The organism is Halalkalicoccus sp. CGA53, from assembly GCF_036429475.1.
GTDB lineage: Archaea > Halobacteriota > Halobacteria > Halobacteriales > Halalkalicoccaceae > Natronorarus > Natronorarus salvus.
On sequence record NZ_CP144125.1, the window covers coordinates 3,171,243 to 3,193,990 of the forward strand.

Sequence of the window (22,748 nt, forward strand, 5' to 3'; positions counted from 1 at the left end):
GTGATCGGGTCGGGGTTCCTATCCGATCCGGTTCGGTGGTGGATCGTCGTCCGTCCGGGACGAGAGCGGCTGGCCCGATCCCCTCTCGTCCTCGCCTTCTTGCAGCAGGACGACGTCCTCGCGGTCCACCCCGACCGCGACGCGGTCGTCCACCGCGGGCGGGGTCCCGTCGTGTTCGACGACGATCTCCTCGGCGGTCTCGAGTGCGACGACGACGTCGTAGCGTCGCCCCACGTCGGAGATACCTCTCACCGTCCCGGAGAACGTGACGTCGACCTCGGACCAGGGGACGCCGAGCCAGAGGTGCTCCGGACGGACGTGAACCGCGAGGCAGCCGGTTTCGGTGGGGTCAGCTCCCGGCTCGAGGACGACCTCCGTCCCGCCGAATGCGACGGTCGGTGGCTCCCGTTCGAGGAGGGTCGCCGACAGCTGGTTTGACCGACCGAGAAACGACGCGACGAACGGGTTCGGCGGCGTCTCGTAGAGCTCTCTGGGGGTGCCGATGCCGGCGACCCTCCCGTCGTCCATCACCACGAGCCGGTCGGCGAGCGCCATCGCCTCCTCCTGGTCGTGAGTGACGAACAGCGTCGTGACACCCGTCTCGCGCTGGATCCGGGCGATCTCTCCCCGCAACCGCTCTCTGAGGGCGCGGTCGAGCGCCGAGAGCGGCTCGTCGAGCACCAGGAGATCCGGTTCTGGCGCCAGCGCGCGGGCGAGTTCGACCCGGCGTGCCTGCCCGCCGCTCAGTTCGGCGGGATACGCCTCGTGCCGATCGGCGAGGCCGATCAGATCGAGGTGTCGGGAGACCACCACCTCGCGCTCGTCAACGTCCATTCCGCGTGCGGCCAGTCCGTAGGCGACGTTCTCCGCGACGGTCATGTGCGGATAGAGCGTCGGGCGCTGGAAGACGATCCCCACCCGACGCGACTCCGGCGGTCGGTCGGTGACGTCCTCGCCGCGGAGGCGGATCCGGCCTCCCGTCGGGCGGACGTGCCCGGCGACCGCCTGGACGATCGTCGTCTTCCCGCAGCCGGAGGGGCCGAGCAGCGCGACCAGCTCCCCCGAACCGATCGCGAACGAGACGTCCTCGACCGCGGGCTCGTTCCCGTACCGGTGGGTCAGCCCACGGAGCGAGAGCGTCATCGCTCGATCACCGTCGGCATCCGGGCGACACGCTGGACGGCGGCGAGCACGGCCATCGTGATCGCGAGCAGCGCGAGCGCGAGCGGGATGATTGCGTCGATCCCGCCGGCGATGAACTCGACCCAGATCCGCGTCGGCATCGTCCGCGGGTTGTACGCGACCATCATCGTCGCGCCGAACTCGCCGATCGCCCGTGCGAACGTGAGGACGATCCCCGCGACGATCGCCCCCCGAGCGAGCGGGATCGAGACGTTCCAGAACGTGGCGAGCGGGCCGTAACCGAGCGAGCGCGAGGCCTGTTCGAGCCGCTCGTCGACCGCGCCGAAGCCCGCTCGCGCGGTGATGACGACGAACGGGGCGGCGACGAACGTCTGGGCGAGGATCACCCCGAGGAGGCTGTCGGTAAGCGGGATTCCGAGCGAGGCGGTTACGGCACCGATCGGCGTGAACCGCCCGACCGCCGTGAGAATCATCGCCCCGCCGACGACCGGCGGCAGCACCAGCGGGAGGATCACGAGCGCCTCGACGAGGCGCTTTCCGGGGAACGACCGGCGAGCGAGGACGTACGCAAGCGGGACGCCGAGGACGGTCGCGATCGCCGTCGAGACCGGGGCGGTGAGCAGCGAGTTCCGTATCGCGACCTGCGCCCCCGGCGTCGAGAGCCCCGCGAGGACGTTCGCCGTTCCGGTCCGAGAGAGGAACGCGACGAACGGAACGGCGAAGTAGGCGAGGAGCAGACAGCCGAGAACCGCGGGAACGAGTAACTCCGGCCATCGGCGGGTACGTCCGGAGCGGGTCGATCGAGAGAGGCTCATACCTCGATCGCCTCCGGTAGATCACCCTCCGCTCGCGGGATCGTCTCCCCGACGGTCAGCCCCGCGTCGACGAGCAGGTCGGGTTCGTCGACGAGGAACCGGACGAGGTCGAGACCCGCCTCCGGGTCGTCGGCCCGGTCGTTGACGGTGGCGTTGTAGATCACTGGCCGGCCCTCAGCGGTGTAGCCCTCCTCGTCGGTCGTGAACGAGACGGTCGCGTAGTGCTCCGCCATGTCGGGGTTCGCGAAGTTGTACGCGTCGGGGAACTCGGAGAAGGGCACGTCGTGGTCGACGGCCATGTTCCGGTAGACGACCGCGGCGACGCGCGAGCCGCTCTCGACGCCGGCCATCATCTGTGGCTCCTCTGGCTCCTCGTAAACGAGCTCCAGCAGCTCCTCGCGCAGCCCGTCGATTCCGTACTCCGCCCCGGCGAGGTCGAACGCCTGGACCGCGCGGTAGCCGAGCGGGTCGAGGTTCGGGTCGCCGATCGAGAGGTCGCCCTCCTCGGCGGCGAGCGCGAGTTCGTACCACGACTCGCCGTCCTCGAGACCCTCCCCGAACGCGGTCGCCTCGTCGTAGCCGATGCCGACGCTGTTGGTCGCGAACTCGACGTCCCAGTCGGTGACCTCGCCGTAGAGGCGGTCGCGCAACAGCGTCGCGTCCGCGCTGACGATCACGTCTGGGTGTTTCGTTCGGTCCTCGACCATCCGCATCACCGCGTTCGCGCCGTAGTACTCCCCGCGGACCTCGATCCCCGTCTCCTCCTCGAACGTCGGTCCGACGTGCGACTCGAACGTCCGTGCGAGACTTCCCGCGGAGAGGAGACTCACCGAGCGGGCGCGGCCCCCGAGACAGCCGGCGACCGTGCCGAGAGCGATCCCTCCGGCTGCCACGAGCAGCTCTCGACGGCGCGGTGTCGGTCGCGATCCGTTCATGTCGTCCCGTCGTCTCGCGGCAGTCGTATAACCGTTCCCGATTCCCAATCCTCGGGAACGAAACCTCCAGTGGTTTCTCCCTGTGCGTCCGGACCGGGCCGAACGCTACCGGGTACCGGCTGCCTTGGCCGTCTCTCCCGCGTTCTCCCCGTTGGAGTCGGACGATCCGCGGTTCGCGGCGACGGTCTTCCGGTTCACCTCGCTGATCCGGTCGGCGACCGTCCCCACCAGCTCGTCCGTCACGTCGTGGACGGGACTTTCGGGCTCGCGAACGACCGGACGCTCGGTCCCGTCGGCACCGAAGTCCGGATGGAGGGGAAGTCGGCTGACGAGCGGAACGTCGTGGTCCTCTCGGAGCGTCTTCGTGCCCTCGCCTCCGAACACCTCGTGGTCGTCGTCACAACCGGGGCAGCGGAACGTCGCCATGTTCTCGACGACCCCCAGGATCGGGACGTGGTGCCCCTCGAACATCCGGATCCCCTTCCGGGCGTCGTCGAGCGACATCCGCTGGGGGGTGCTCAAGATCAGCGCGCCTGTGACGGGCATCGTCTGGAGCAGGTCGAGCGAGGCGTCGCCGGTTCCCGGCGGCAGATCGACGATCAGGTAGTCGAGTCGGCCCCACTCGACGCCTTCGAGGAACTTCATCATCACGTTGTTCACCATCGGGCCGCGGAGGATCGCCGGGTCGTCCGGCCGCTCGGTGAGAAAACGCATGCTCATCACCATCACCCCCTCCGAGCGTGGCGGGACGAGTTCGCCGTTGGGTGTCACGCCGGGGTCGCCCTCGACAGGTAACACTCTCGGAACGTTCGGGCCGTGAACGTCCGCGTCGAGGATCCCGACGCGCGCGCCGCGGTCGTGGAGGCCGGCGGCGAGGTTCCCCGCGACGGTCGTCTTCCCGACGCCGCCCTTCCCGGAGGAGACGGCGATCACGTTCCGGACGTTCGGCAGCACCTCCTCGTCGAAGCCCTGTTCGGCCCCGACGCGTGCCGTGAGATCGGGTTCGAGTCCCATTTCGAGGATCGCCTCGCGGATCCGGTCGCCGAGGTCCATCTCGACGGGTGCGTACGGCGCGTTGAACGCGAGCGAGACCTCGGCGGTCCCGTCCGCGACCCGCACGTGGTTCACCAGCCCCAGCGATACGACGTCCTCGCCGAGGTGGGGGTCCTCAATCGATTCGAGGCGCTCTTCGATCGATCGCTCCGTCGCTCCGACGTTCGTGTCTGTCGTCATGGTGTCGTAGAGTGGGTCGGTCATCGCTCGGTTAGAAGAACAGCAGGTCGATCAGCATCGTCTTCAGGAACATCCCCGTCCAGAGGAGGACGGTCAGGCCGACGAGGTAGCCCACGCCGAGCACGGCGGTCCTCGTGTTCCGGGGCTCGCCGAGGAACCACGCTGCGAGCACGACGTAGACCGGCACGAAGATCACCCCGAAGATGAGCCAGGTGCCCGGTCCCTGGATCAGGCTCGCGATCATGCTTCCACCTCCCGGTGCGCGTCACGCGCGCCGTCGTCGCCGTGGTCTTCGATCGCGTGGAGTTCGACGACCGGGACGACCTTCGCGACCAGCATGAAGAACAACACGACGATCGCGACCGTCCCGAGGATCGAGGCGAGTTCGACCGGGCTCGGGACGTACGTTCCCGGCACGGCCTCGTAGAGGCCGAAGGTGGGATAGAGCAGCCCCTCGACGACGAAGAACACCTTCTCGACGAGCGTCGCGGTGAGGACCGCGACGCCGGCGACGACCGAGCGCTCGAGGCTGAACAGCGACGGCCGGATCGCCTGCGCGAAGACGTACGCCAGCACGATCCCCACGAGTCCGATCGCGAACCAGTAGACGGGCGCCGAGAGCTTCGCGCCGGTGGCGGCGGTCTGGTCGATCGGCGCGGCGAAGACGCCACTGATGATCTGCTGGAGCTGCAGCCAGAGAAAGAGCAGGGAGAAGAAGCCGAGCCAGAGCGTCAGCCCGTGGAAGATGTCGTCGGTGATGATGTGCTCCCAGTCGTAGGCGCGACGGAAGGCGTAAGAGGCGATGATGACGCCGCTGATCGCCGAGGTGAGCGCGATCGTGAGGAACTGCGGGCCCTGGACCGCGCCGAACCAGCCCGGCATCGAGGGGATCAGCGCGAACAGCCACGGGATCACCCCGCCGTGGAGCAACAGCGGCGCGAGGATGATGATTCCCAGCGCGAGCCACCAGACCATCCGCTCGACGACCGCGTCCTCCTTCTCGGTGTAGCCGAGCGTCATCAGTTTATAGAGGGGCTCGAACCGGTTGGGGAGTTCCTCCCGCAGCCGGGTCACGTCGTAGCGAAGCGTCAGTCCGAGGTAGGTCGCCGTCATCACGAAGTAGAGCGTGATGACGGTGACGTCCCAGACCAGCGGCGAGGTGTGGACCGTCTGGGGGTAGTTGAGCAGGATGCTCGTGACGATCCTATCCGGGCGACCGGTGTGGACGATGATGTAGAGCCCGGCCACGGAGAGCCCGGCGATCGTGAGTAGTTCGGCGAGTCTGGCGACCGGTTTGTACCGCTCCATCCCAAGGAGCCGCACCGCGGCCGAGAGGATGATCCCACCGTGGGCGATGCCGACCCACCAGATGAACGCGCCGATGTACAGTCCCCAGGTGACGCCGCCGCCGGAGCCCCAGTCCGCGAGCCCGGTGACGACCAGCCCGTGATAGAGCTGGTACGTCCAGGCGGCGACGAAGACGCCGATCGCTCCCAGCACGATCGCCAGCAGCAGGTAGTAGCCCTTCGAGGTCCCGTGGATCGGGCGGAGGATGTCCGCCCGACTCGGCTCACCGTACCTGGAACTCACGACGAGACACCTCCCGCGACCGTACCGTCGTTGAGCACCTCCTTGCGCTCGTCAACGGCGCCGATGTCCTCGTAGGCGACCGGCCCCTCGACCTGTCTCGCGTTCGGACCCGGCTCGTTCCCGACGAAGACGACGTTCGGCTCGGTGCCGAGTTCCTCAAGCAGGCGGAACGTCGAGACGGTGTCGTCCGAGCGATCCGGGAACTGATCGAGGTCGTTCAGGTTCTCCTCGCGCACGCGTTCGAGGTACCGGTTCGGATCGCTGTCGGGGTCGTTCATGTCGCCGAAGTGGATCGCGTCCATCGTACAGGCGTCCTCGCAGGCAGTCGTCCCGATCATCTCCTCGCCCTGCTTCCCGTCCTGTCGGGAGGGACACATCGTACACTTGCCCATGACGCCCTTCGGCGGCCGGCTGTCGACCCAGCGGTCCCGGGCATCGTAGACGTGGTCGGGGTCGAGTTCTCCCTGTGGGGTCTCCGGCTCGCCCCACTGGAAGTAGTTCACCCCGTAGGGGCAGGCGACCTGGCAGTACCGGCAGCCGATACAGACGTCGTAGTCGGTGAGCACCAGCCCGTCCTCGGTGCGGGTGTGTCTGGCCGTCGTCGGACAGACCTTCTCGCAGGGGGCGTTCGAGCACATCTGACACGTGCGCACGAGGAAGTTCTCGTCGTCCTGGCCCTCGTCCTCGTACGTGAAGACGTACATCCAGTTCTCGCCCGGACCGGTGTCGTTCTCCTGGCTACAGCCGACGACGCAGGAGAGACAGCCGTCGCACTTGTCGAGGTCGATCACCATCCCCCACTGGGTCTCCGACTCCTCGTCGGCCTCCTCGGCGACGCTCCCGGCACTGCCGTCGTCGGCGGCACCCCCGGTGCTCGCCCAGACGCCGAGCGACGCCGCGCCCGCGACGGCCCCGGACTTCTTCAGCATCTCCCGCCGGTCGAGTTCGTCGCCGTCGGCGAGTCGTTCGATCGAGGAGACGAACGAGTCGAAGAGTCCCTCGGTTTCGTCGTCGAGCGCCTCGGCCGTCGGGCGCTCGTCATCGCCGAACTCCTCGACGACGGCGTCGTGGTGTCGCTCGTGGAACGCCGTCTCGCTTATCTCGCCGGCGACGAGCCGCTGTGCGTCGCGTGCGAGGTCGAGGCCCAGTTCGGTGTCGTACTCCGTCCCCTCCAGAAGGGCTCGCATCCGGGGCTCCCACTCGGGGTCGCCCGGAAGCGGAAGCGGGTTTCCACCGGGGTCGTCGTGGTTCATTGGTCGCTGAAGTACACCTCTAGAGCCGACTCGGAGCTACTCGGGAATGAACCGCCGAGCCGGTTATCACCGCGTGGGAACGAATGCGAACATGTTCGAGGGAGTTCCCAGGCGGTGGGAACCGAGAGAGGGTGCTTCAATACGGGGACCCGACGTTCGGGTGATGACAGGGAGACAGACCCGACGATTCGGACGACGCTCGTTCACGATCACGCTCGGAAGCGCGCTCGCGGTCGGCCTCGCCGGTTGCGCCGACAACAGCGACGGCCCGGACGCCGACGGAGACGACGGAAACGAGCCCGAGGACGACGACGCCGGGAACGACGACGCTGGTGACGCCGACGGCTACGAGATTGCGGGCGGGACCGACATCGTCCTCGACGGCTACTCGACCCACTGGGAAGGCGTCGAGCCGGGCGAGATCGAGGGCGAGGAGAACCCGACGCTGGTCCTCGAAGCGGGCGAGGAGTACACGATCGAGTGGATCAACGCCGACGACGTCCTCCACGACCTCCAGATCTGGGACGACGGCGGCGACGTCGTCGACGACCTCGTCAGCGACGAGGTCGACACCGAGGGCGAGAGCGCGACGCTCGAGTTCGAGGCCAGCGAGGGGATGGCGAACTACGTGTGCAACTACCACCAGGCCCAGCAGATCGGCGACCTCGTCGTCGAGTGAGGACGTCGGGTTCGACCTCATCCGAAAGACGAACACGTTCGGAGCGCGTTCCTCGGTCTACCGGGACGAACACACACCTATGAGTCACGCAACTCTGGCCGTCACGCTGCCCGAAGGCCTCTGGATCAGCGACGTCTCCCGCACGTTCTCCGAGGCGCGCTTTCGCGTCCTGGCGGCGATACCGGGCGAGGAGACGGGCTACGGGATCGTCCAGATAACCCACGACGACCCCCGTGCGGTCGTCGAGGCGATGCTGGACCACCCCGGGCTCGTCGAGGTGACGCCGTTGCACGGCTCGGAGAACCGGGGGACGGTACAGTTCGAGACGACGGCCCCACTCCTGTTGCTCTCCGCGCAGGCTTCGGGTCTGCCGATCGAGCTCCCGGTCGACATCCGCGACGGCGAGGCGACGATCGAGGTGACCGGGTCGAACGCGCACCTCTCGGAGTTGTGTACACGACTCGAGCAGTTCGGACTCGAGTTCCGGGTCGAGCAGGTCAGCTCGGTCGTCGACTCGACACAGCTCCTCTCGGAACGGCAACGGGAGCTCGTGATAGCGGCAGTCGAACGCGGCTACTACGACACGCCCCGTGAGTGTACGCTCACCGAACTCGCAGAGGCGACGGGGATCGCGAAGTCGACTGCCAGCGAGACGCTTCACAGGGCCGAGGAGACGATCGTCAAGGAGTTCGTCTCCGACCTGCCCGAGGGGATCGACCTGAAGCGACCGCTGCCCGGGTAGTCCGACCGCCGACCGGGGTTCGATTCGCGATTCGATCGAACACGCTAAGCCACGGGGCTGCGATTCCAGCGATCAGGATGACGTTCGCCGACCGATCCGTCGGGGGGTTCCTCGACGAAGTCGCCTCGCCCGCCGTGACGCCGAGTGCGGGTGCGGTCGCCGCCGTGACGGCCGCATCGGGGATAGCACTCTGTGAGATGGTCTGTATCCACACGATCCGGAAAGGAGGTGACACCGACGTCGAGGACGAACTGCGCGAGATCCGTGACGACCTCCGGATCGCTCGGAGGCGGTTGCTAGTACTCGCTGATGCCGACGCCGAAGCGGTCGACGGGCTGCGTACCGCCCTCGACGACCGGAACGGCGAGGGAGACGTCGACGCGGTCGAGGCGGCCTCGCGACGCGTCGTCGAGGTGCCACTGGAGACGGCCGAGGTCTGCGGTGAAGTCCTTCGGCTCGCTGCCGTTGCGATCGGAGAGGGTACCGACAGCACGGTCGAAGACGGTGCGACGGGTGTGTTTCTGACACACGCTGCGCTCCGGAGTTCCGCACGCCTCGTCCGGGCGAACGTCGAGGAGGGAGAGGATCCCGAGTTCGTCGACGAGGTCGAAACCCGGCTACGACGGGTCGAAGAGGGCGCCACCGAAGCGCTCGATCGGGCGCTCTCGAACGTGGAATAACGCCGGACGAATCGATCCGTTCGGAGCGGATCTCGAACTATCGTTCGATCCCCGGAGCCGATCGACCGGGTCAGTCCCGCGTCGGCTGCGATGGTGGCCCGTCCTCCGGCGCGTACGGGAGGTCCATCTCCGCCTCCTGGTCGAACCCGCCGCCGACGCCACAGCCCCCGCAGTCCCGTCCGTAGTCGCCGAAGACGTCCTCGTTCCACTCGGTGACCTCCGGGTGGTCCGGGACCCAGTTCGGTTCGAGATCCAGTGTCTCGACGTCCCGCTCGACAGTGGCGGCCAGCAGGTCCGTGAGCGCGGCGTAGAAGCCGTCGTCGTGCGCGCTCACCTCGCCGGTGAACCGCCAGTACCACCGGCCGATGTGGTCCTCGACGAACGTCCGCTGTGCGCCGACGACGACGGCGACGCCCCGGTCGTCGCCGGCCTCCCGGAGCGCAGCCTCCCGTTCGCAGAGGATCGAGAGGAACTCGAGCAGTAGACAGAGGTGGTCCTTGCGGTCGTTCTTCCCCGAGGAAATCGAGAGGCCGAACGCCTCGTAGAAGCCGCCGATGTCGGCGAGCTTCCGGACGTTCGTCATCAGCGGGCCGGGGAGGTACGTCAGCTCGTACGGTGAGACGGTGATCCCCTCCTCGACGCCGAACAGCGACGCCCACTGCTTATGGAGCGTCTCGCGGTCCGCGAGGTACTCGCCGACCGCCTCGGCGCGCTCGGCTACCGCCGGATCGAGCGCGAGAGCCGACTCGACGAGCGCGTCGGAGAACGCCCCCTCCGCGAGCGCCGCCTCGAAGTCCTCGCCCGGCCGTTCGAAACCGACCGCGAGCAGTCCGTAGACGGTCGCCCGGTGGATCGCGGTCTCCGTGTCGCCGGCCTCGATCGCCCGCTCGGTCACCTCGTCGATCGCTCGCCCCGGTTCGGTCGTCTTCTCGGTGGAATTCGACGGCCCGCCGAGGATGGTGTTCCTGCTCATGCTCAGGTCACGTCCAGTCGGTAGACGTCCTGTCCGTCGATCTCGTCGATGCGCTCGCGCTCGACGGTGGGCTCGGTCACGGGGACGCGGCCGACTTCGTCGCCCTCGTAGTAGCCGATACACTCCTCGCCGTCGACCTCGAACTCGGTGATCGACCACTCGGTCGAGCCCATCAGGTTGAGGATCCCCTCCAGTCCCGGGTGCTCGCCGTCACCGATCGAGCGGTAGGTCTCGATCGCCTCCTCGACCCCGGGGCCGAACATCTGGGTCAGGTACTCCACCGGCGCGGTGATCGGCGGGATGTAGTAGACGTTCGGTTCGAGGCCGAACTGCGGGTAGAGCGGGAGCGCGAGTCCCTTCTCGTGGACGATGAAGTCCATCGGGTTCACTGGGCCTTCCATCGGATCGGTCTCGCCGACGTCGTCGGGGTGGTTGATGTAGCCGTGGAGCCGGATCTTCCCCAGGCAGTTCTCGAAACACTGCGGGGCTCGCCCCTGCTCGGTCTTCGGGTAGCAGCCGATACACTTCTGGGAGATGCCCTCCGCGGGGTTGAACTGCGCCTTCATGTACGGGCAGGTCTCGTTACAGACCAGCTGTGCCTCGCAGCTGTCGGGGTCGATGAGGACGATTCCGTCCTCCTCGCGCTTGTAGATCGCCTGGACCGGACAGCCCCCGGCACACGCCGCGTACGTGCAGTGGTTGCAGATCCGCGGCAGGTAGAAGAACCAGATCGGGTGGGTGCCCTCGTCGAAGTGCATGTCGGGCTCCATCTCCTCGCCGGTCGACTCGTCCTCGCCGAGGTTCGGGTAGCGCCAGTCGTCGCCCTGGGGCATGAACCCCGCGACGTCCTCGCCGATGTTCTTCTCGGTCGGGTGGTTCTCCTCGTCCTCCCAGTCGGTCCCGTTCGCCTCGAAGATCGTATCGCCCTCGTAGGTGCCGTCGTCGGCCCACTCCATCGAGTCCATCTCCTCTAAGAGCCGCTGGTCCCAGCCGACGGGGTGCGAGCCGTAGGGCTTAGTCTCGACGTTGTTCCAGAACATGTGCTCTTGCCCTTCCTCGTGGGTCCACGTCGTCTTGCACGCGAGCGTACACGTCTGGCACTCGATACACTTGTTCAGGTCGAACATCGCCGCCCACTGTCGCTCGGGGCGGGCCTCCTCGTACGGGTACTCGACCTCGCGCCCGAGCTGCCAGTTCTCAACTTGTGACATGATCAGTCCTCTCCCGCCGTGACGTATTCACCCGCGAGATACCGCTCCATGGCGTCGTCCTCGTATCCCGGTCGCAGCCCCATCTCCGCCGGCCGCCAGAGTCCCTCGCCGTCCTCGCCTGCGTCCTCGGCCTTCTCGACCCTGACGAACGACTCCTTCGGCGCACCGTTCGCGCAGTGGATGTCGGCGGCGAAGCCCACGCCGACGTTCTGCCCGCCGTACTCCTTTCTCGCCATGTCGTCGGTGAGCAGTGTCGGTCGGAACCAGGTCCGCGTCGCGCTCTGGTGGCCGCCGTAGCGGTAGAGCGACTGGTAGCCCGTCTGCTCGTTCTTCGCCAGCCCGACGTCGGGGTCGGGCGTGTGCGGTGGCGCGCGCTCCTCGTCGTGGGTCGCCATCTCGACCTCTTCCCACTCCTCGGCGGAGCGCTCGTGTGCCTCGACCGACCCGTGGGAGGCTTGGTTGAGGTTCATCCAGCTCCGCGTGACCCCCTGCGGGAGCGTCGGCTGGTAGCGCAGGCGCATCATCGCACGGGCGACGCGGTAGTCGTCGTCGTCCTCGTCGAAACCCCGGTAGGGTCGGTCCTCGGGGTCGGCGTCGACGTAGACGTAGTCGCCGTCCTCTATGCCTTCCTCGCGGGCGTCCGCGGGGTTCATCTCGATGTAACCCTCGCCGACGTACGGCTTGCGCTCGTCCTCGCGCTCCATGTCGCCGAACGGTCCCCACCAGACGGCGACGTTCGGCAGCGAGTTGGCGAACGTGTGCGCGCCGTGGCGGTACTTCGGCGTCATGTACGAGAACCGGTAGCCGTCGTCGAGGTCCCGGAGCGGGTGGGTGGTCTCGACCAGTTCGTCGGGCGTGTAGACGACGTTCCGGACCTGTCGGGACTCGCCGTCGTCGCGGCCCTCCTCCCAGCCGAGGTCCTCGGGCGTCTCGGGGTTTATCAGCGGGTGGTCGGCGCCGGAGACGATGGCGTTCGGCTCGTACGGCGTCCCGTCCATCGGTTCCCTGTGTAGCGGGATGTTCTCGCCCGCCTGCGTGAACAGATCCTCCTCGCGGAAGAACTCCATCCGCCCGGTCTTCGTGTACCAGGGGCTGTCCTCTTGCGTCTGGCGTTTCCCGACGAGTTTGGGGTAGGTGCCGGTCATGATCAGCCGGGGTTCCCCCTCCTCGGCGCGCTCGATCAGGTCCTCTATGTCGTAGCCCTTCACCGTGTTCGAGTGGTCGATGATCCGCTGGAGGTACGGTTTGGCCCTGTACTCCTCCTCGTCGATGAACGCCCAGTACTCCGAGAAGCGCTCGTCGCCGGTTCGCTCGGCGAGCGCGTCGGCAACGCCCCTGTAGATCTGGGCGTCGTTGCGCGTGTCGTAGATCCGCTCGTCGAGACCGGTCAGCGGCATCGCCATCACGAACGGGTTGGTGACGCTCGCGGTGATGTCGTGGAGGTGGTGTTCGGCCCACGAGTCGGCGGGGAAGACGATGTCCGAGTACTCACAGGTCTGCGTGAACCACCACTCGTTGGTGAACAGCGCCTCGATCCGGCCGTTCCGGAGCATGTTCTGGACGATGTCGTAGCTCCCCTTCGCGTTACCCAGGATCGAGTTCGAGCCGGCGGTCCAGAGGAACTTCGTCGGCGTCGGCATGTGCGAGTCGCCCATGAAGTACTCGCCGTCGACCTCCAGCGGGCGGTCGCCGTGGGAGTACCAGTGTGCCGACTGCATCGTGTAGCGGGTGTCCTCCCGAGCGGGCTCGTCCGGGTCGAGTTCGATGTCGAAGGGGTCCTCCGAGGACCACTGCTGGCGCCCGTTGAAGTACGCGCCGCGATAGTTGCCGGCGTAGCTCCCGATGTTCCCCCCGAAGTGGCCGACGTTCCGCGTCAGCGACGCGAGCAGGAACGCCGAGCGGTCCTTCTGGTCCTGGTTGGCGTAGTGGTTCGGGCCCATCCCCTTGATGAGCAGCGTCTTCTCCTGGTTGTCGGCCATTCGGTAGGCCAGGCTCTCGACGGCCTCCGGATCGGTCCCGGTCACGGCCGCCACCGACTCGGCGTCCCAGGTGTCGATCAGGTGTTCCCTGATCAGGTCGAAGACCGTCCGGACCTCGATCGTCTCGCCGTCGACCGTCTCGAGTTCGAACGAGCCCTCGAGCGATGCCGGCACGTCGAAGTCCTCGCCGATCTCGTCGCGCGACACCGCGACGAGTTCTTCGCTTTCCTCGTCGCGGACGACGAAGTCGCCCCAGTCGGCCCGGAGGTCCTCGGTGAGGATGTTCTCCCAGACGTCGACCGTCGCCTGTCCGGGGCGCTCGTCGTCGTTTGCGACGACCCTCGTCTTCTCGAGGTCGGCGTTCTCGTAGTCCTCGAACACCTCGCTCGCACGGAGCAGCCGGCTCTCGTCGGTTCGGACGAGCATCGGCAGGTCGGTGTGGCCGCGGACGAACTCCTCGTCGTAGAGGCCCTCCTCGATGATGATCCTCGCCGCGCCGAGAAAGAGTGCCGTGTCGGTCGCCGGCCTGACGGTGATCAGTTCGTCGCACTTGGTGGCGGTCGCGTTGTAGTCGGTGAAGATCCCGGTGACCGTCGTCCCCTTCATCCGGGCCTCGGTCAGCCAGTGCGAATCGGCCATCTTCGTGCAGATCCAGTTCATGCCAGCCATCACGATGTGGTCGGCGTACTCCGCGTTCACGAGGTCGAAGTCGACCGTCTGCTGGCCGGTGACCATCGTGTGTCCCGGCGGCAGGTCGGTGTGCCAGGAGTAGTTATCGAGCCCGGCGGCACCGACCGCCTCCTCCTCGTCCACGTCGCGGACGTGGTGGTCGATCAGCGCCATCTCGTTCGCCTTTCGGTACATCCCCTGGAGCCGGATCATCCCCAGAAGCGGCATCCCGCCGCGGAACTTCATCGTCTGGATTCCGGCACCGCCGGTCTCCTCGACGACCCGCTCGTCGTAGCCCTGCTCGAGCAGCATCTCCTGGCCCTCCTCGCCGCTGTAGTGTGCTGCGATCTCGAGGATCGTCTCCGCCGCGAGGTCGTAGGCCTCCTCGAAGGAGACCTCGTCCCAGTCGTCGGTCCCCCGCCCCGCGTACTCCTCGGGCATGCTCCCGTCGTCGTCGCGCGGGAACCCCTCCTCGACCCACTCCCTGAACCCGCGGCGGACCATCGGTGCCTTCACCCGCATGTCGCCGTAGAAGCGCTCGACCATCGCCAGCCCCTTCTGACAGACCCGCGGGTCCCAGCGCGAACTCGCCTGGTTGCCGTGGAGGTCGGTCGCCTCGCCGTAGTTCATCGACGGGCCGAGACGGGTGATCACCCCGTTCTTCACGTTCGCCTGGAGGTAGCAGTTGTGCGTGTCGTTCGGGGTGCAGGTGAGCGTGAACGTGTCGTCGACGTCCCAGATGTCCCGATAGTGGGACTCCCAGTCGCGCTCGGGGTACTCCGCGAGCGGGTTGAACGTCCCGGGCGGTCCGCCCGTCGGCTCCGGACTGAACCGCCGGTAGGTGAGCCCCGTGGCCAGACCGGCGCCCGCGAGCATCCCGGCGCCGACCAGCACGTCGCGGCGGGTCGTAGCGCCCTCGCCGGCGGCGTCCCGATCCGCGTCCGAGGCTTCGCTCATCGTCTCACCTCGCCTCGTGGGTCGATGCTGTCAGTCGCTCCCGGCCGACCGGTCGTGTCCCTCATCACGTCTCGACCGTCACACCGTACTCCTAAACCGGTCTCGTACGTTCCCAGCCGGTGGGAACGGGATCGAACATGTTCGGGCCGATGGGGCCGTCCGAGAGAACGGAGCGTCGAGAGAACGGTCGTTCGACGCAACCCGTGGGCCGTGTCTGCTCGGGGGGTTTCGCCCCCGTTCAATGGGAAGGTTTAGGTCACTCGCTGAGCCACCAGCCGTACATCCTGTTTACGTCCTCCGTGTCTGTGGGTTTCTTGCTCTGTCCGAACGTCTTTCCCTCGAGGATCTGCCGTTCTATCGCGTTGAGCGCCAGCGAGAACGAGTGGCGGTCCCCGAAGCCGGACTCTTCGCCGATGAACAGTCCCTTGTCGGTGAAGAGGCGGATCCGGGTGTAGATCTGCGGAACGCCCCGGAGGCGTTCTTTGTGCTCGTTGAAGTGGACCTTCGCCTCCATGACGCGCATGGCGCTGTACTTGCGAGTGACGTTCTCGATCCGCTCGCCCAGTTCCTCGCGGGTCAGATCGGACAGTAGTTCGCCTCCGAACACCTGAACGGGGAGCGCGTCTTCGTCGTCCCAGGTCAGTGACTCGAGGAGGTCCGTCTTGGTGACGATTCCCGCGAGCGCGCCGTCGTCGAGGACAATCGACGACGACGCACCGAACTCGAGCATCGTTCCGAGCACGTCGTCGAGGAGCTCGTCGGGTGCAGCGGTTCCTATGGTCTCGATCATCACGTTGCTCACCGGGAGGTCGAGCAGATCCGCACTCTCGCCTTCACGGGCACCGAACCCCCCGCTGCCGGCGCCCTGGTCGACGACGTGCTCGGACGGATCGCCTCCCTGAGAGCGCTGGAGTTCGCGGGTGACGAACTCGAGGACGTCGACGAGGCCGACGATACCGAGGACCTCCTCGCCGTCACCGGCGACGACCGGGAGATGTCGAATGCGCTCGGTGCGAAACGTCGCGAGCGCCTGCCCGAGCGTGGTCTCCGGGTTCACTGAGACGACGTCCGTCGTGGCGACGTCCCCCACGTCGAGCACCGAGAGGTACGGCTGGACGTGACGTAAGAGGTCGTCCTCGCGGACGACGCCGACGAGCTGACCGTCGTCGTCTCCAGAGCCGGTATCGAAAACCGGGAGGACCTTCGTATCGCCGGCGATCATGAGTCGAGCGGCCTCTCGCAGGTCCTCCTGACGGTCGATCGTGGGAACTGGTCGGACAAGCGAACGTGCCTTCCGCGACCCTTTCTCGTGAGAGGAGAGGACCTCCCGCCGCGAAACGACACCCTCAAGCTCGTCGTCGCGTGTGATCAGGAGTGCTTTTTCGTCCGTCGTCTCGAACGCCCCGCGGAGTTTCGAGACCGGCGTCGAGTCGTCGTACGAACGGAACTCCTCGTCGACGATGTCGGTTACGTCCATGGAGAGATCACGGGTAGGACCTATTTATCCACTCTGCTGATTCCCGGAGAATGGATGTGCGTCAACTACCGACGGGAGGGTATCGATCGATTCAAAGACGCTCCTCTGAGAGCCCGCTCGATCGGTATCCAACCTAACGGATATAGTGTGTCAAGCCATACCACAATCATGGACACAACACTCGAGGATATCGAATTCCTAGCGAGTTCGCAACATCGAGTCGGGTCCTCGATGCACTGAGCGAAACCTCCTGCGACCGGCGCGATCTACGCTCAACGACAGGCGCATCCTCACCGACGATGGGCCGCATTCTCACCGATCTCGAGGACCGCCACTGGATCACCAAAGAGGAGCGAACGTACCGGTTAACCGATCTGGGTGAGTTCGTCGCCGCGCGGTTACGCGAGTTCCGTGACGCAATGCGCCTCGAACAGTCCCTACGTGAGGTCTGGCCGTGGCTTCCGTACGAACTCGATAACTTCAGCATCGAGTTATTCGATGATATGGTCGTGTCGAAGCCGGGTCCCGGATATCCCTATCAGCCCGTCGAACGGATCACTGAACTCGTTAGAGAGGCTGGAATGATGCGCGGGTTCGGTATGGTTATGCTGAAGTCGAGCAACCTGGAGGTGTTCTTTACCCGATCGCTTGATGACCTGCAGAGTGACTACATCTATCCACCCGACGTCTTCAAGCAGATCCTCGTATGGGATCCCGAAGCGGTAACGAAGGCGGTAAGTCATAGCAACTGTACCGTCTGGATTCACGATGACCTCCCACTCGACGACCGGTGTGGGATCTGTCTCTTCGATGACCACGTCAGTATCTGTTGTTACGACGGCGAGACGGGATCCCTGCAGGCCACCATCGACACGGGTTCCCCCGAGTTGGTCGAATGGGCAGAGGTATACTACGAGCGGTTACGGGAGCAGGCCGAACCGGTCGGTGACGCGGATGATCTCGTCCCGGTCGAGGATTCGTAAATCAGTTTACCGCTTCTTTCGTGGTGTGAAACCTTTCACGGGGAATTTATACTGCTGAGTGCCGCGTAGCTGATTTCGTGGTGTGAGTGGTGCTAACAGTCGAAACCCACCCGAAGAATTTCGATCAGCAGGTGGATCACAGCGTCGGTGATGACGGGGGTGAACGAGACACCGGTGCGTTAGGAGGGCACCTACGACCAACCGATGCCCGATTCACCCAACGACATCGCGGACATGGACCGGTACGCGATGAAACCCACGATTCCGAAGACCTGGAACAACTGCGCGATGCGGTCTTTGACGAGGTCGACCTTTCTTCGCGTCTGCGTTCGATCCAGCGGCCTTCGAGTGACCGGATCCGACGATTCACCACACGAAACTGTGAGACTTTTACACCATGACACACACGGTCATCGATACCAGAGACGGAACCACGGCACAGCTCCCCGAAGAGACGCTTGAAACCTTCCGCCAGGAACTCCGTGGACCACTCGTCACGCCGACAGACGAACACTTCGAGGAGTCCACGCACATCTGGAACGGGATGATCGAGAGATCGCCAGCTCTCGTCGTCCAGCCGACGGGGACGGCGGATATCGTGGCTGCGGTGAACTTCGCTCGTGAACACGACCTCCTGCTCTCGGTAAAGGGCGGCGGTCACAACATCGCGGGGACGGCACTGGCCGATGGCGGGCTGACCATCGACATGTCCCGGCTGCGGGGCGTCGTAGTCGATCCCGACACTCGAATCGGTATCGCGCAGGGCGGGTGTCTCGTCGGCGATCTCGACCGGGAAGCCCAGGTTCACGGCCTCGCGACGCCGTTGGGCTTCATCTCCGAAACCGGGTTGGCCGGGTTGACCCTCGGCGGGGGCTTCGGCTACCTGACCCGGCGGTTCGGCTGGACGGTCGATAACCTACTCGAGGTCGAAGTGGTCACTGCCGATGGCACGGTTCGCCGTGCGAGCCGCGAGGAGAACGAAGACCTCTTCTGGGCGATCTGCGGTGCTGGCCACAACTTCGGTGTCGTCACGTCGTTCACCTTCCAGCTGTACGAAGTCGGGCCGACCGTCTACGGCGGGCTCATCGCCTGGCCGTTCGAGCGAGCCAGCGAGATTCTCGGAGCATACCGGGAGATCACGGCCGAGGCGCCCAGGGAGCTAACGATATTTCTCGTCATGCGTCGGGCTCCTCCTGCACCGTTCGTGCCCGAGGAACAGCACGGGAAGCGGATCTGCGCGATGGCCATCTGCTACACCGGGGACCTCAACGACGTTGACGAGGTGATGGCTCCGATTCGAGCACTCGGTGATCCCATCGTGGACCTGCTCGCAGAACAGCCGTACACGCAGCTGCAGTCGTATCTCGATGGGACGCAGCCGAAGGGGAACCACTACTACTGGAAGACCGAGTTCGTCTCCGAGATACGAGACGATCTGCTCTCGACGACGCGAGAACTGGCTAAAGAGAACCCGATTCCCGGCGGCCAGGTCGCGTTCGCACATATCGGCGGAGCCCTCAACGAGTGTGCGTCTGACGATGGAGCGGTCGGCAACCGCGATGCACGGTACGTCTACATGGTCGCAGGAATGTGGGAATCGGACGACCCCAACGGCGAGCGGTATCGAACGTGGGTCACGGACGCGTGGAAGCGATTCAGGCCCCTCACGACGGGAGGTAACTACATCAACTTCCAGACCGCCGATGAGGGCGACGAGCGGATCCGAGCGACCTACGGCGAGAACTACGACCGGATCGCCCGGCTGAAGGAAAGATACGATCCCGAGAACGTCTTCAGCGTGAACCGGAATATCCAGTCGGCGTGATCCGTGTTAAATCATGACTGACGAGCCGATACGAACCGGAGATCTCGACCACGAGAGTATCGACCACGTGTTGACAACGACGCGAGCGGTGCGACGCCGACTCGATCTCGACCGACCGGTACCCCTGGACGTGGTGAACGAGTGCCTGGAGATGGCACTCTAGGCTCCGACCGGTTTCAACCATCAAAACTGGCGGTGGCTGGTGATCACCGACCCGGACACGCGACAGGCCCTCGGTGAACTCTACCGCAAGACGATCAGTCCGTTCATGGAGCTGATGGAGCGCGACCTCCCCGAGGACGACGAGCAGACTCACCGGGTCGCTGCGTCGTCCCGGTTTCTGGCCGAGCATCTCGAGGAGGTGCCGATCCACGTGATTCCGTGTTCAGTCGAACCAGTTCGAGAGGTACACGAACTGTGGGAGGGACTAGGATACGAGACGGACCTGTGGAATATGGCCGCATCAGCAGTCTACGGTGAACTGTGGCCAGCCGCCTGGAGTTTCATGCTCGCGTTACGGAGTCGCGGGCTGGGATCGTCACTGACCATGATTCACCTCGGAGCCGAACCGGACGCAGCCGACCTCCTCGACATCCCCGACGACGTCTCTCAGGCCGGGCTGATCCCGGTTGCGTACTTCCGTGGAGAGGACTTCAAACGTGGGCCGCGGCGTTCTCTGGAGGAGGTCACGTTCTACGACCGTTGGGGGCAGACCGCCAAACCGGAGTGAGGATCCTTCTGCCTCGTACGCGCCACGTTTCTCGCACCGTCTTCTACCAGCCATCAGGTAGTACACAGTCGAATCTATAGCTTCGTTACTATCAGTCGGGGTGAAGCCGTTCGGGCGACCACCTGCTCGTACCGCTCTCGGGGACGTCGTCCGGATTGACCACGATGGTGTCGGCAATCCGTTTTCGTCTGCCGTGATAGGGATCATCGTAGAAGTTCATACTTTCTCGAACGCGAATCGAGCGACGTCGGTGGCGTGTAAGCCTGGGAGATCCAGTCGGCTACGATGATCCCTATGAGAAGAACGGACACTCCCACAGATCCCTACGGCTCTCAGCAGGCCCCGTCGGGGCGTTCACGCACGTTCCAGTTCGAGGAGCGTCCCGTTCTCCCCGATCGGTCTCGTGGCGAGATCTCCGAGGAGGTCGCCCACGTCCGAACGGAGAGTGTCGAGTAGCCACGTCGGTTCCTCGACGAGCGCACGGACACAGTCCCCAGCAGGGGTGTACGCCACCTCGGCGCTCAGCTGTCGCACCTGGCTGTCCCGGGGCAGCCCCCGCAGGTCGACCGTGTCCTCCGGGGCGGCACCCAGTACCTCGTCGAGGAAGCCCTCGACGGTCGTCGCGAGCCCCGAGAGCGCCTCGTGGCCCCCCTTCCCGCCGGGCGAGCGCTGGAGGCCGCGGTCGAACGGCAGGGTGTGGACCGTCGGGACGTCGATCTCGACCGGGTCCTCGAACAGCTCGTTGCGCTCGCCACAGCACGCACAGTCGAACCCGTTCATGTTCACGACCGCCGCGACCGTCGCGACGCCGTTCTCCTCGAACAGCTTCACGGTTCGCTCGGTGTCGTCGACGCTTGCGTCGAACGGCGTCGTCACGAACACCGCGCCGTCGACCGGGACGTGTTCGAGCAGCGCGCCGGCCACGTCGTCGGAGCCGGCCGGCATGTCGATGACGAGCACGTCGCGGCCCTCCCACGCGCCCTGTCCGAGCAGGTTCTCCATCGCACCGTAGGCGATCGCCCCTCGCCGCGCGGTCGGCGGCTCCCCGCCCACGACGCCGGGGCTGAGCATCTGCAACCCGTCGGACTCGAGGGGGACTGGCTGGCCGTTCTCGTTCGTGAGCACCGGCCCCTCCACGTCCTCGAGCAGGTGGGGGACGTTCGGGCCGTAGATGTCGGCGTCGAAGAGTCCGACGTCGAGCCCGCGAGCCGCGAGGGTGCGGGCGAGCGCGACCGAGACCGTCGTCTTCCCGACGCCGCCCTTCGCGCTCGCGACCGCGAGCACGTGGTCGACCTCGGGGAGTTCGATGCTCTTGTCCTCGTGTTTCACCGGGAGGACGCGGACGTGGTCGGTGCCGGGGAGCGTGAGCGCCGCCCCGCGGACCTGCTCGACGATCCGCTCGGCGAGCGACTCGCCGAGGCCGTCGATCGCCACGTCGACGGTGACCGACCCGTCTCCGGTTCTCACCCGGCGGACGACACCCTTCTCGATGGGATCGCTCCCGTCGGGGAGTTCGATCTCCTGGAACGGCGTCGGGGGGCTGTGACTCTCGGCCATCACGTGAACGTAGGGTCGACGGCGACGATAAGTGGTCGTCGCGATTCCCAGTCGGTGGGAACCGGAACAGCGGTCTTTTCCTCCAGGGACGGAGCCTCCCTCATGGCAGAGGACACGACCGGAGGACTCGGACGGCGCTCGTTCACCGTCGCGATCGGCGCCGGTATCGCGGCCGGACTCGCCGGCTGTAGCGCGTTCATCGACGAGGACGAACTCGAGGGACCGCCCGCGGAACTCCCCCAGGCGGACCCGGATGCGGAGGTCGGAGACGACGACGAGCCCGGCGACGCGGAGTTCGTCGAGGACGAACCCGAGTACGACGACTGGTTCGACGACGTCGAGAACTACGAGGGAACCCTCGAAATGACCGGTCGTGACGAGGTCGAGGTCGCGAACGGCGCCGGTGAGCAAGGCCTGACGTTCGATCCACCCGCGATCCTCGTCGATCCGGGGACCGAGGTGACCTGGGAGTGGACCGGCGAGGGCGGCTCTCACGACGTCACGGAGGTCGACGGCGCCTTCGGGTCCGACCTCGCGGAGGAGGCGGGCCACACGTTCTCACACACCTTCGAGGAGGAGGGGACGTTCAGATACGTCTGCTCGCCGCACGAGGGCGTCGGGATGAAGGGGGCCGTCGTCGTCGAGTGAGGTTTCCCTACGGCCGCCAGACCACGGTCACGACGTCGCTCTCGTTCGATCGTCTCGAACTCGTCGCCCCGGTCCCGGAGCTTCGGGGAGTGCGGGACCCGGCCGTTCACCTGGACCAGAATGGACCATCCGGGGAGCGAAGCGAGTGTTTCGAGCGTCCGAACGAGCGGGTCCGGCGGCCGGGACGCTCGTGATCCTCTGTGGGCGCCGCGACCCTCGTCCGGCCGTCGAACCCGGTCGGCCGGAGAGAGTGGAGCGGTCGCGGGCCGGCGACCGAACGCGACCAGAGGCGAACGGCATTACACCGGGAGCTACCGCATCGCGTTCAGGTCGACGACGACCGTGGAGGCGAGCCAGCCGTCGACGTTGTCCTGTTCGCAGAGGACGGCACGAGAGCCGGTCCACGCGACCATCACGGCCGGACAGTCGCTCGTGTCGATCGGACAGTCGGTACATCGCTCCGGAGCGTCGACGGTTAATTCTTCGGACATGGTTCCGTTACGTCGTTCGAACGCCGTCACCTAAACACGACAGCCGACTCCCAGTCGGTGGGAACGGCCGGAGCCGGCCTCGCTCGGATGCGAACGCGGGTCCGAGGCCGGTATGACGGTCGAGTACTTAAACCACCCCCGATATCGGTGGTGAACCCTGGTAGTCGGCTCGCCTCTC

20 protein-coding genes and 2 pseudogenes are annotated in these 22,748 nt (G+C 66.0%); 8 read left to right on the forward strand and 14 right to left on the reverse strand.

Going from position 1 to position 22,748, the window contains the following annotated elements; all coding sequences use genetic code 11:
• Positions 1 to 18: 18 nt before the first annotated feature.
• The 7 genes and pseudogenes from V2L32_RS18225 to V2L32_RS18255 all read right to left on the reverse strand — a co-directional run bounded on the left by V2L32_RS18225 (position 19) and on the right by V2L32_RS18255 (position 6,969).
• The gene (locus tag V2L32_RS18225) at positions 19 to 1,143 is read right to left on the reverse strand and encodes an ABC transporter ATP-binding protein (RefSeq protein ID WP_331233982.1); all 1,125 of its coding nucleotides are present in this window, start codon (positions 1,141 to 1,143) and stop codon (positions 19 to 21) included.
• Complete coding sequence (locus V2L32_RS18230; protein WP_331233984.1) at positions 1,140 to 1,958, reverse strand: ABC transporter permease; 819 nt, start codon at positions 1,956 to 1,958, stop codon at positions 1,140 to 1,142. Before V2L32_RS18230 ends, V2L32_RS18225 begins: the two co-directional genes overlap by 4 nt.
• Positions 1,955 to 2,893, reverse strand: a complete 939-nt coding sequence (locus tag V2L32_RS18235) for an extracellular solute-binding protein (protein WP_331233986.1) — start codon at positions 2,891 to 2,893, stop codon at positions 1,955 to 1,957. The genes V2L32_RS18230 and V2L32_RS18235 overlap by 4 nt, the downstream gene beginning before the upstream one ends.
• A gap of 105 nt (positions 2,894 to 2,998) precedes the next feature.
• Entirely contained in the window at positions 2,999 to 4,150 is a 1,152-nt protein-coding gene (locus V2L32_RS18240) for an Mrp/NBP35 family ATP-binding protein (RefSeq protein ID WP_331233987.1), read from the reverse strand.
• A 7-nt stretch (positions 4,151 to 4,157) separates the two neighbouring features.
• Positions 4,158 to 4,343, reverse strand: a pseudogene (locus tag V2L32_RS18245) (hypothetical protein); the annotation flags it as partial.
• Between the two features lie 23 nt (positions 4,344 to 4,366).
• Positions 4,367 to 5,716 (reverse strand): NrfD/PsrC family molybdoenzyme membrane anchor subunit, encoded by a 1,350-nt coding sequence (gene nrfD / locus V2L32_RS18250; protein ID WP_331233989.1) that lies wholly within the window; start codon positions 5,714 to 5,716, stop codon positions 4,367 to 4,369.
• Positions 5,713 to 6,969: a 4Fe-4S ferredoxin N-terminal domain-containing protein gene (locus tag V2L32_RS18255; RefSeq protein ID WP_331233990.1), complete on the reverse strand. Its 1,257-nt coding sequence runs from the start codon at positions 6,967 to 6,969 to the stop codon at positions 5,713 to 5,715. The genes nrfD and V2L32_RS18255 overlap by 4 nt, the downstream gene beginning before the upstream one ends.
• 163 nt (positions 6,970 to 7,132) lie before the next feature.
• Here V2L32_RS18255 and V2L32_RS18260 point away from each other — a divergent pair, with 163 nt between their 5' ends.
• The 3 genes from V2L32_RS18260 (at position 7,133) to V2L32_RS18270 (ending at position 9,070) form a co-directional block, all read left to right on the forward strand.
• Entirely contained in the window at positions 7,133 to 7,648 is a 516-nt protein-coding gene (locus V2L32_RS18260) for a cupredoxin domain-containing protein (protein ID WP_331233992.1), read from the forward strand.
• 79 nt (positions 7,649 to 7,727) lie between these two features.
• Positions 7,728 to 8,390 carry a helix-turn-helix domain-containing protein gene (locus V2L32_RS18265; protein WP_331233993.1) on the forward strand — a complete coding sequence of 221 codons (663 nt, stop codon included), beginning with the start codon at positions 7,728 to 7,730 and terminating at the stop codon, positions 8,388 to 8,390.
• 77 nt (positions 8,391 to 8,467) lie between these two features.
• Positions 8,468 to 9,070 carry a cyclodeaminase/cyclohydrolase family protein gene (locus V2L32_RS18270; protein ID WP_331233994.1) on the forward strand — a complete coding sequence of 201 codons (603 nt, stop codon included), beginning with the start codon at positions 8,468 to 8,470 and terminating at the stop codon, positions 9,068 to 9,070.
• Between the two features lie 70 nt (positions 9,071 to 9,140).
• On the opposite strand, the gene V2L32_RS18275 is transcribed toward V2L32_RS18270, so the two are convergent.
• From V2L32_RS18275 to V2L32_RS18290, 4 genes are all read right to left on the reverse strand, one after another.
• The gene (locus V2L32_RS18275; RefSeq protein WP_331233996.1) at positions 9,141 to 10,043 is read right to left on the reverse strand and encodes a TorD/DmsD family molecular chaperone; all 903 of its coding nucleotides are present in this window, start codon (positions 10,041 to 10,043) and stop codon (positions 9,141 to 9,143) included.
• Positions 10,044 to 10,045: 2 nt separating this feature from the next.
• Positions 10,046 to 11,254 carry a 4Fe-4S dicluster domain-containing protein gene (locus tag V2L32_RS18280; protein ID WP_331233997.1) on the reverse strand — a complete coding sequence of 403 codons (1,209 nt, stop codon included), beginning with the start codon at positions 11,252 to 11,254 and terminating at the stop codon, positions 10,046 to 10,048.
• Positions 11,255 to 11,256: 2 nt separating this feature from the next.
• Positions 11,257 to 14,859, reverse strand: coding sequence for a molybdopterin-dependent oxidoreductase (locus V2L32_RS18285; RefSeq protein WP_331233998.1), 3,603 nt, complete (start codon positions 14,857 to 14,859; stop codon positions 11,257 to 11,259).
• Positions 14,860 to 15,115: 256 nt separating this feature from the next.
• Complete coding sequence (locus V2L32_RS18290) at positions 15,116 to 16,336, reverse strand: CBS domain-containing protein (protein ID WP_331233999.1); 1,221 nt, start codon at positions 16,334 to 16,336, stop codon at positions 15,116 to 15,118.
• A 236-nt stretch (positions 16,337 to 16,572) separates the two neighbouring features.
• Between V2L32_RS18290 and V2L32_RS18295 the strand changes: the two genes are divergently transcribed.
• From V2L32_RS18295 to V2L32_RS18310, 4 genes and pseudogenes are all read left to right on the forward strand, one after another.
• Entirely contained in the window at positions 16,573 to 17,319 is a 747-nt protein-coding gene (locus V2L32_RS18295; protein ID WP_457852213.1) for a helix-turn-helix transcriptional regulator, read from the forward strand.
• 397 nt (positions 17,320 to 17,716) lie between these two features.
• Positions 17,717 to 19,144 (forward strand): FAD-binding oxidoreductase, encoded by a 1,428-nt coding sequence (locus V2L32_RS18300; RefSeq protein WP_331234001.1) that lies wholly within the window; start codon positions 17,717 to 17,719, stop codon positions 19,142 to 19,144.
• A 13-nt stretch (positions 19,145 to 19,157) separates the two neighbouring features.
• Positions 19,158 to 19,307 carry a hypothetical protein gene (locus V2L32_RS18305; protein WP_331234002.1) on the forward strand — a complete coding sequence of 50 codons (150 nt, stop codon included), beginning with the start codon at positions 19,158 to 19,160 and terminating at the stop codon, positions 19,305 to 19,307.
• 12 nt (positions 19,308 to 19,319) lie between these two features.
• Positions 19,320 to 19,874, forward strand: a pseudogene (locus V2L32_RS18310) (nitroreductase family protein); the annotation flags it as partial.
• A 91-nt stretch (positions 19,875 to 19,965) separates the two neighbouring features.
• On the opposite strand, the gene V2L32_RS18315 reads toward V2L32_RS18310, so the two are convergent.
• Together V2L32_RS18315 and V2L32_RS18320 are read right to left on the reverse strand one after the other, a co-directional pair.
• Positions 19,966 to 20,094 carry a hypothetical protein gene (locus tag V2L32_RS18315; RefSeq protein WP_331234003.1) on the reverse strand — a complete coding sequence of 43 codons (129 nt, stop codon included), beginning with the start codon at positions 20,092 to 20,094 and terminating at the stop codon, positions 19,966 to 19,968.
• Positions 20,095 to 20,228: 134 nt separating this feature from the next.
• Positions 20,229 to 21,431 (reverse strand): P-loop NTPase, encoded by a 1,203-nt coding sequence (locus tag V2L32_RS18320; protein WP_331234004.1) that lies wholly within the window; start codon positions 21,429 to 21,431, stop codon positions 20,229 to 20,231.
• A gap of 102 nt (positions 21,432 to 21,533) precedes the next feature.
• Here V2L32_RS18320 and V2L32_RS18325 point away from each other — a divergent pair, with 102 nt between their 5' ends.
• The gene (locus tag V2L32_RS18325; RefSeq protein ID WP_331234005.1) at positions 21,534 to 22,079 is read left to right on the forward strand and encodes a halocyanin domain-containing protein; all 546 of its coding nucleotides are present in this window, start codon (positions 21,534 to 21,536) and stop codon (positions 22,077 to 22,079) included.
• A gap of 311 nt (positions 22,080 to 22,390) precedes the next feature.
• On the opposite strand, the gene V2L32_RS18330 is transcribed toward V2L32_RS18325, so the two are convergent.
• Positions 22,391 to 22,570, reverse strand: a complete 180-nt coding sequence (locus tag V2L32_RS18330) for a hypothetical protein (protein ID WP_331234006.1) — start codon at positions 22,568 to 22,570, stop codon at positions 22,391 to 22,393.
• Positions 22,571 to 22,748: the final 178 nt, after the last annotated feature.

Coding starts and splice junctions, on each gene's coding strand:
- V2L32_RS18260 (WP_331233992.1), top strand. CDS start 7,133: ATGACAGGGAGACAGACCCGACGATTCGGACGACGCTCGTTCACGATC.
- V2L32_RS18285 (WP_331233998.1), bottom strand. CDS start 14,859: ATGAGCGAAGCCTCGGACGCGGATCGGGACGCCGCCGGCGAGGGCGCT.
- V2L32_RS18305 (WP_331234002.1), top strand. CDS start 19,158: ATGACTGACGAGCCGATACGAACCGGAGATCTCGACCACGAGAGTATC.
- V2L32_RS18325 (WP_331234005.1), top strand. CDS start 21,534: ATGGCAGAGGACACGACCGGAGGACTCGGACGGCGCTCGTTCACCGTC.
- V2L32_RS18280 (WP_331233997.1), bottom strand. CDS start 11,254: ATGTCACAAGTTGAGAACTGGCAGCTCGGGCGCGAGGTCGAGTACCCG.
- V2L32_RS18225 (WP_331233982.1), bottom strand. CDS start 1,143: ATGACGCTCTCGCTCCGTGGGCTGACCCACCGGTACGGGAACGAGCCC.
- V2L32_RS18230 (WP_331233984.1), bottom strand. CDS start 1,958: ATGAGCCTCTCTCGATCGACCCGCTCCGGACGTACCCGCCGATGGCCG.
- V2L32_RS18330 (WP_331234006.1), bottom strand. CDS start 22,570: ATGTCCGAAGAATTAACCGTCGACGCTCCGGAGCGATGTACCGACTGT.
- V2L32_RS18240 (WP_331233987.1), bottom strand. CDS start 4,150: ATGACCGACCCACTCTACGACACCATGACGACAGACACGAACGTCGGA.
- V2L32_RS18290 (WP_331233999.1), bottom strand. CDS start 16,336: ATGGACGTAACCGACATCGTCGACGAGGAGTTCCGTTCGTACGACGAC.
- V2L32_RS18265 (WP_331233993.1), top strand. CDS start 7,728: ATGAGTCACGCAACTCTGGCCGTCACGCTGCCCGAAGGCCTCTGGATC.
- V2L32_RS18255 (WP_331233990.1), bottom strand. CDS start 6,969: ATGAACCACGACGACCCCGGTGGAAACCCGCTTCCGCTTCCGGGCGAC.
- V2L32_RS18300 (WP_331234001.1), top strand. CDS start 17,717: ATGACACACACGGTCATCGATACCAGAGACGGAACCACGGCACAGCTC.
- V2L32_RS18235 (WP_331233986.1), bottom strand. CDS start 2,893: ATGAACGGATCGCGACCGACACCGCGCCGTCGAGAGCTGCTCGTGGCA.
- V2L32_RS18320 (WP_331234004.1), bottom strand. CDS start 21,431: ATGGCCGAGAGTCACAGCCCCCCGACGCCGTTCCAGGAGATCGAACTC.
- V2L32_RS18275 (WP_331233996.1), bottom strand. CDS start 10,043: ATGAGCAGGAACACCATCCTCGGCGGGCCGTCGAATTCCACCGAGAAG.
- V2L32_RS18315 (WP_331234003.1), bottom strand. CDS start 20,094: ATGAACTTCTACGATGATCCCTATCACGGCAGACGAAAACGGATTGCC.
- V2L32_RS18270 (WP_331233994.1), top strand. CDS start 8,468: ATGACGTTCGCCGACCGATCCGTCGGGGGGTTCCTCGACGAAGTCGCC.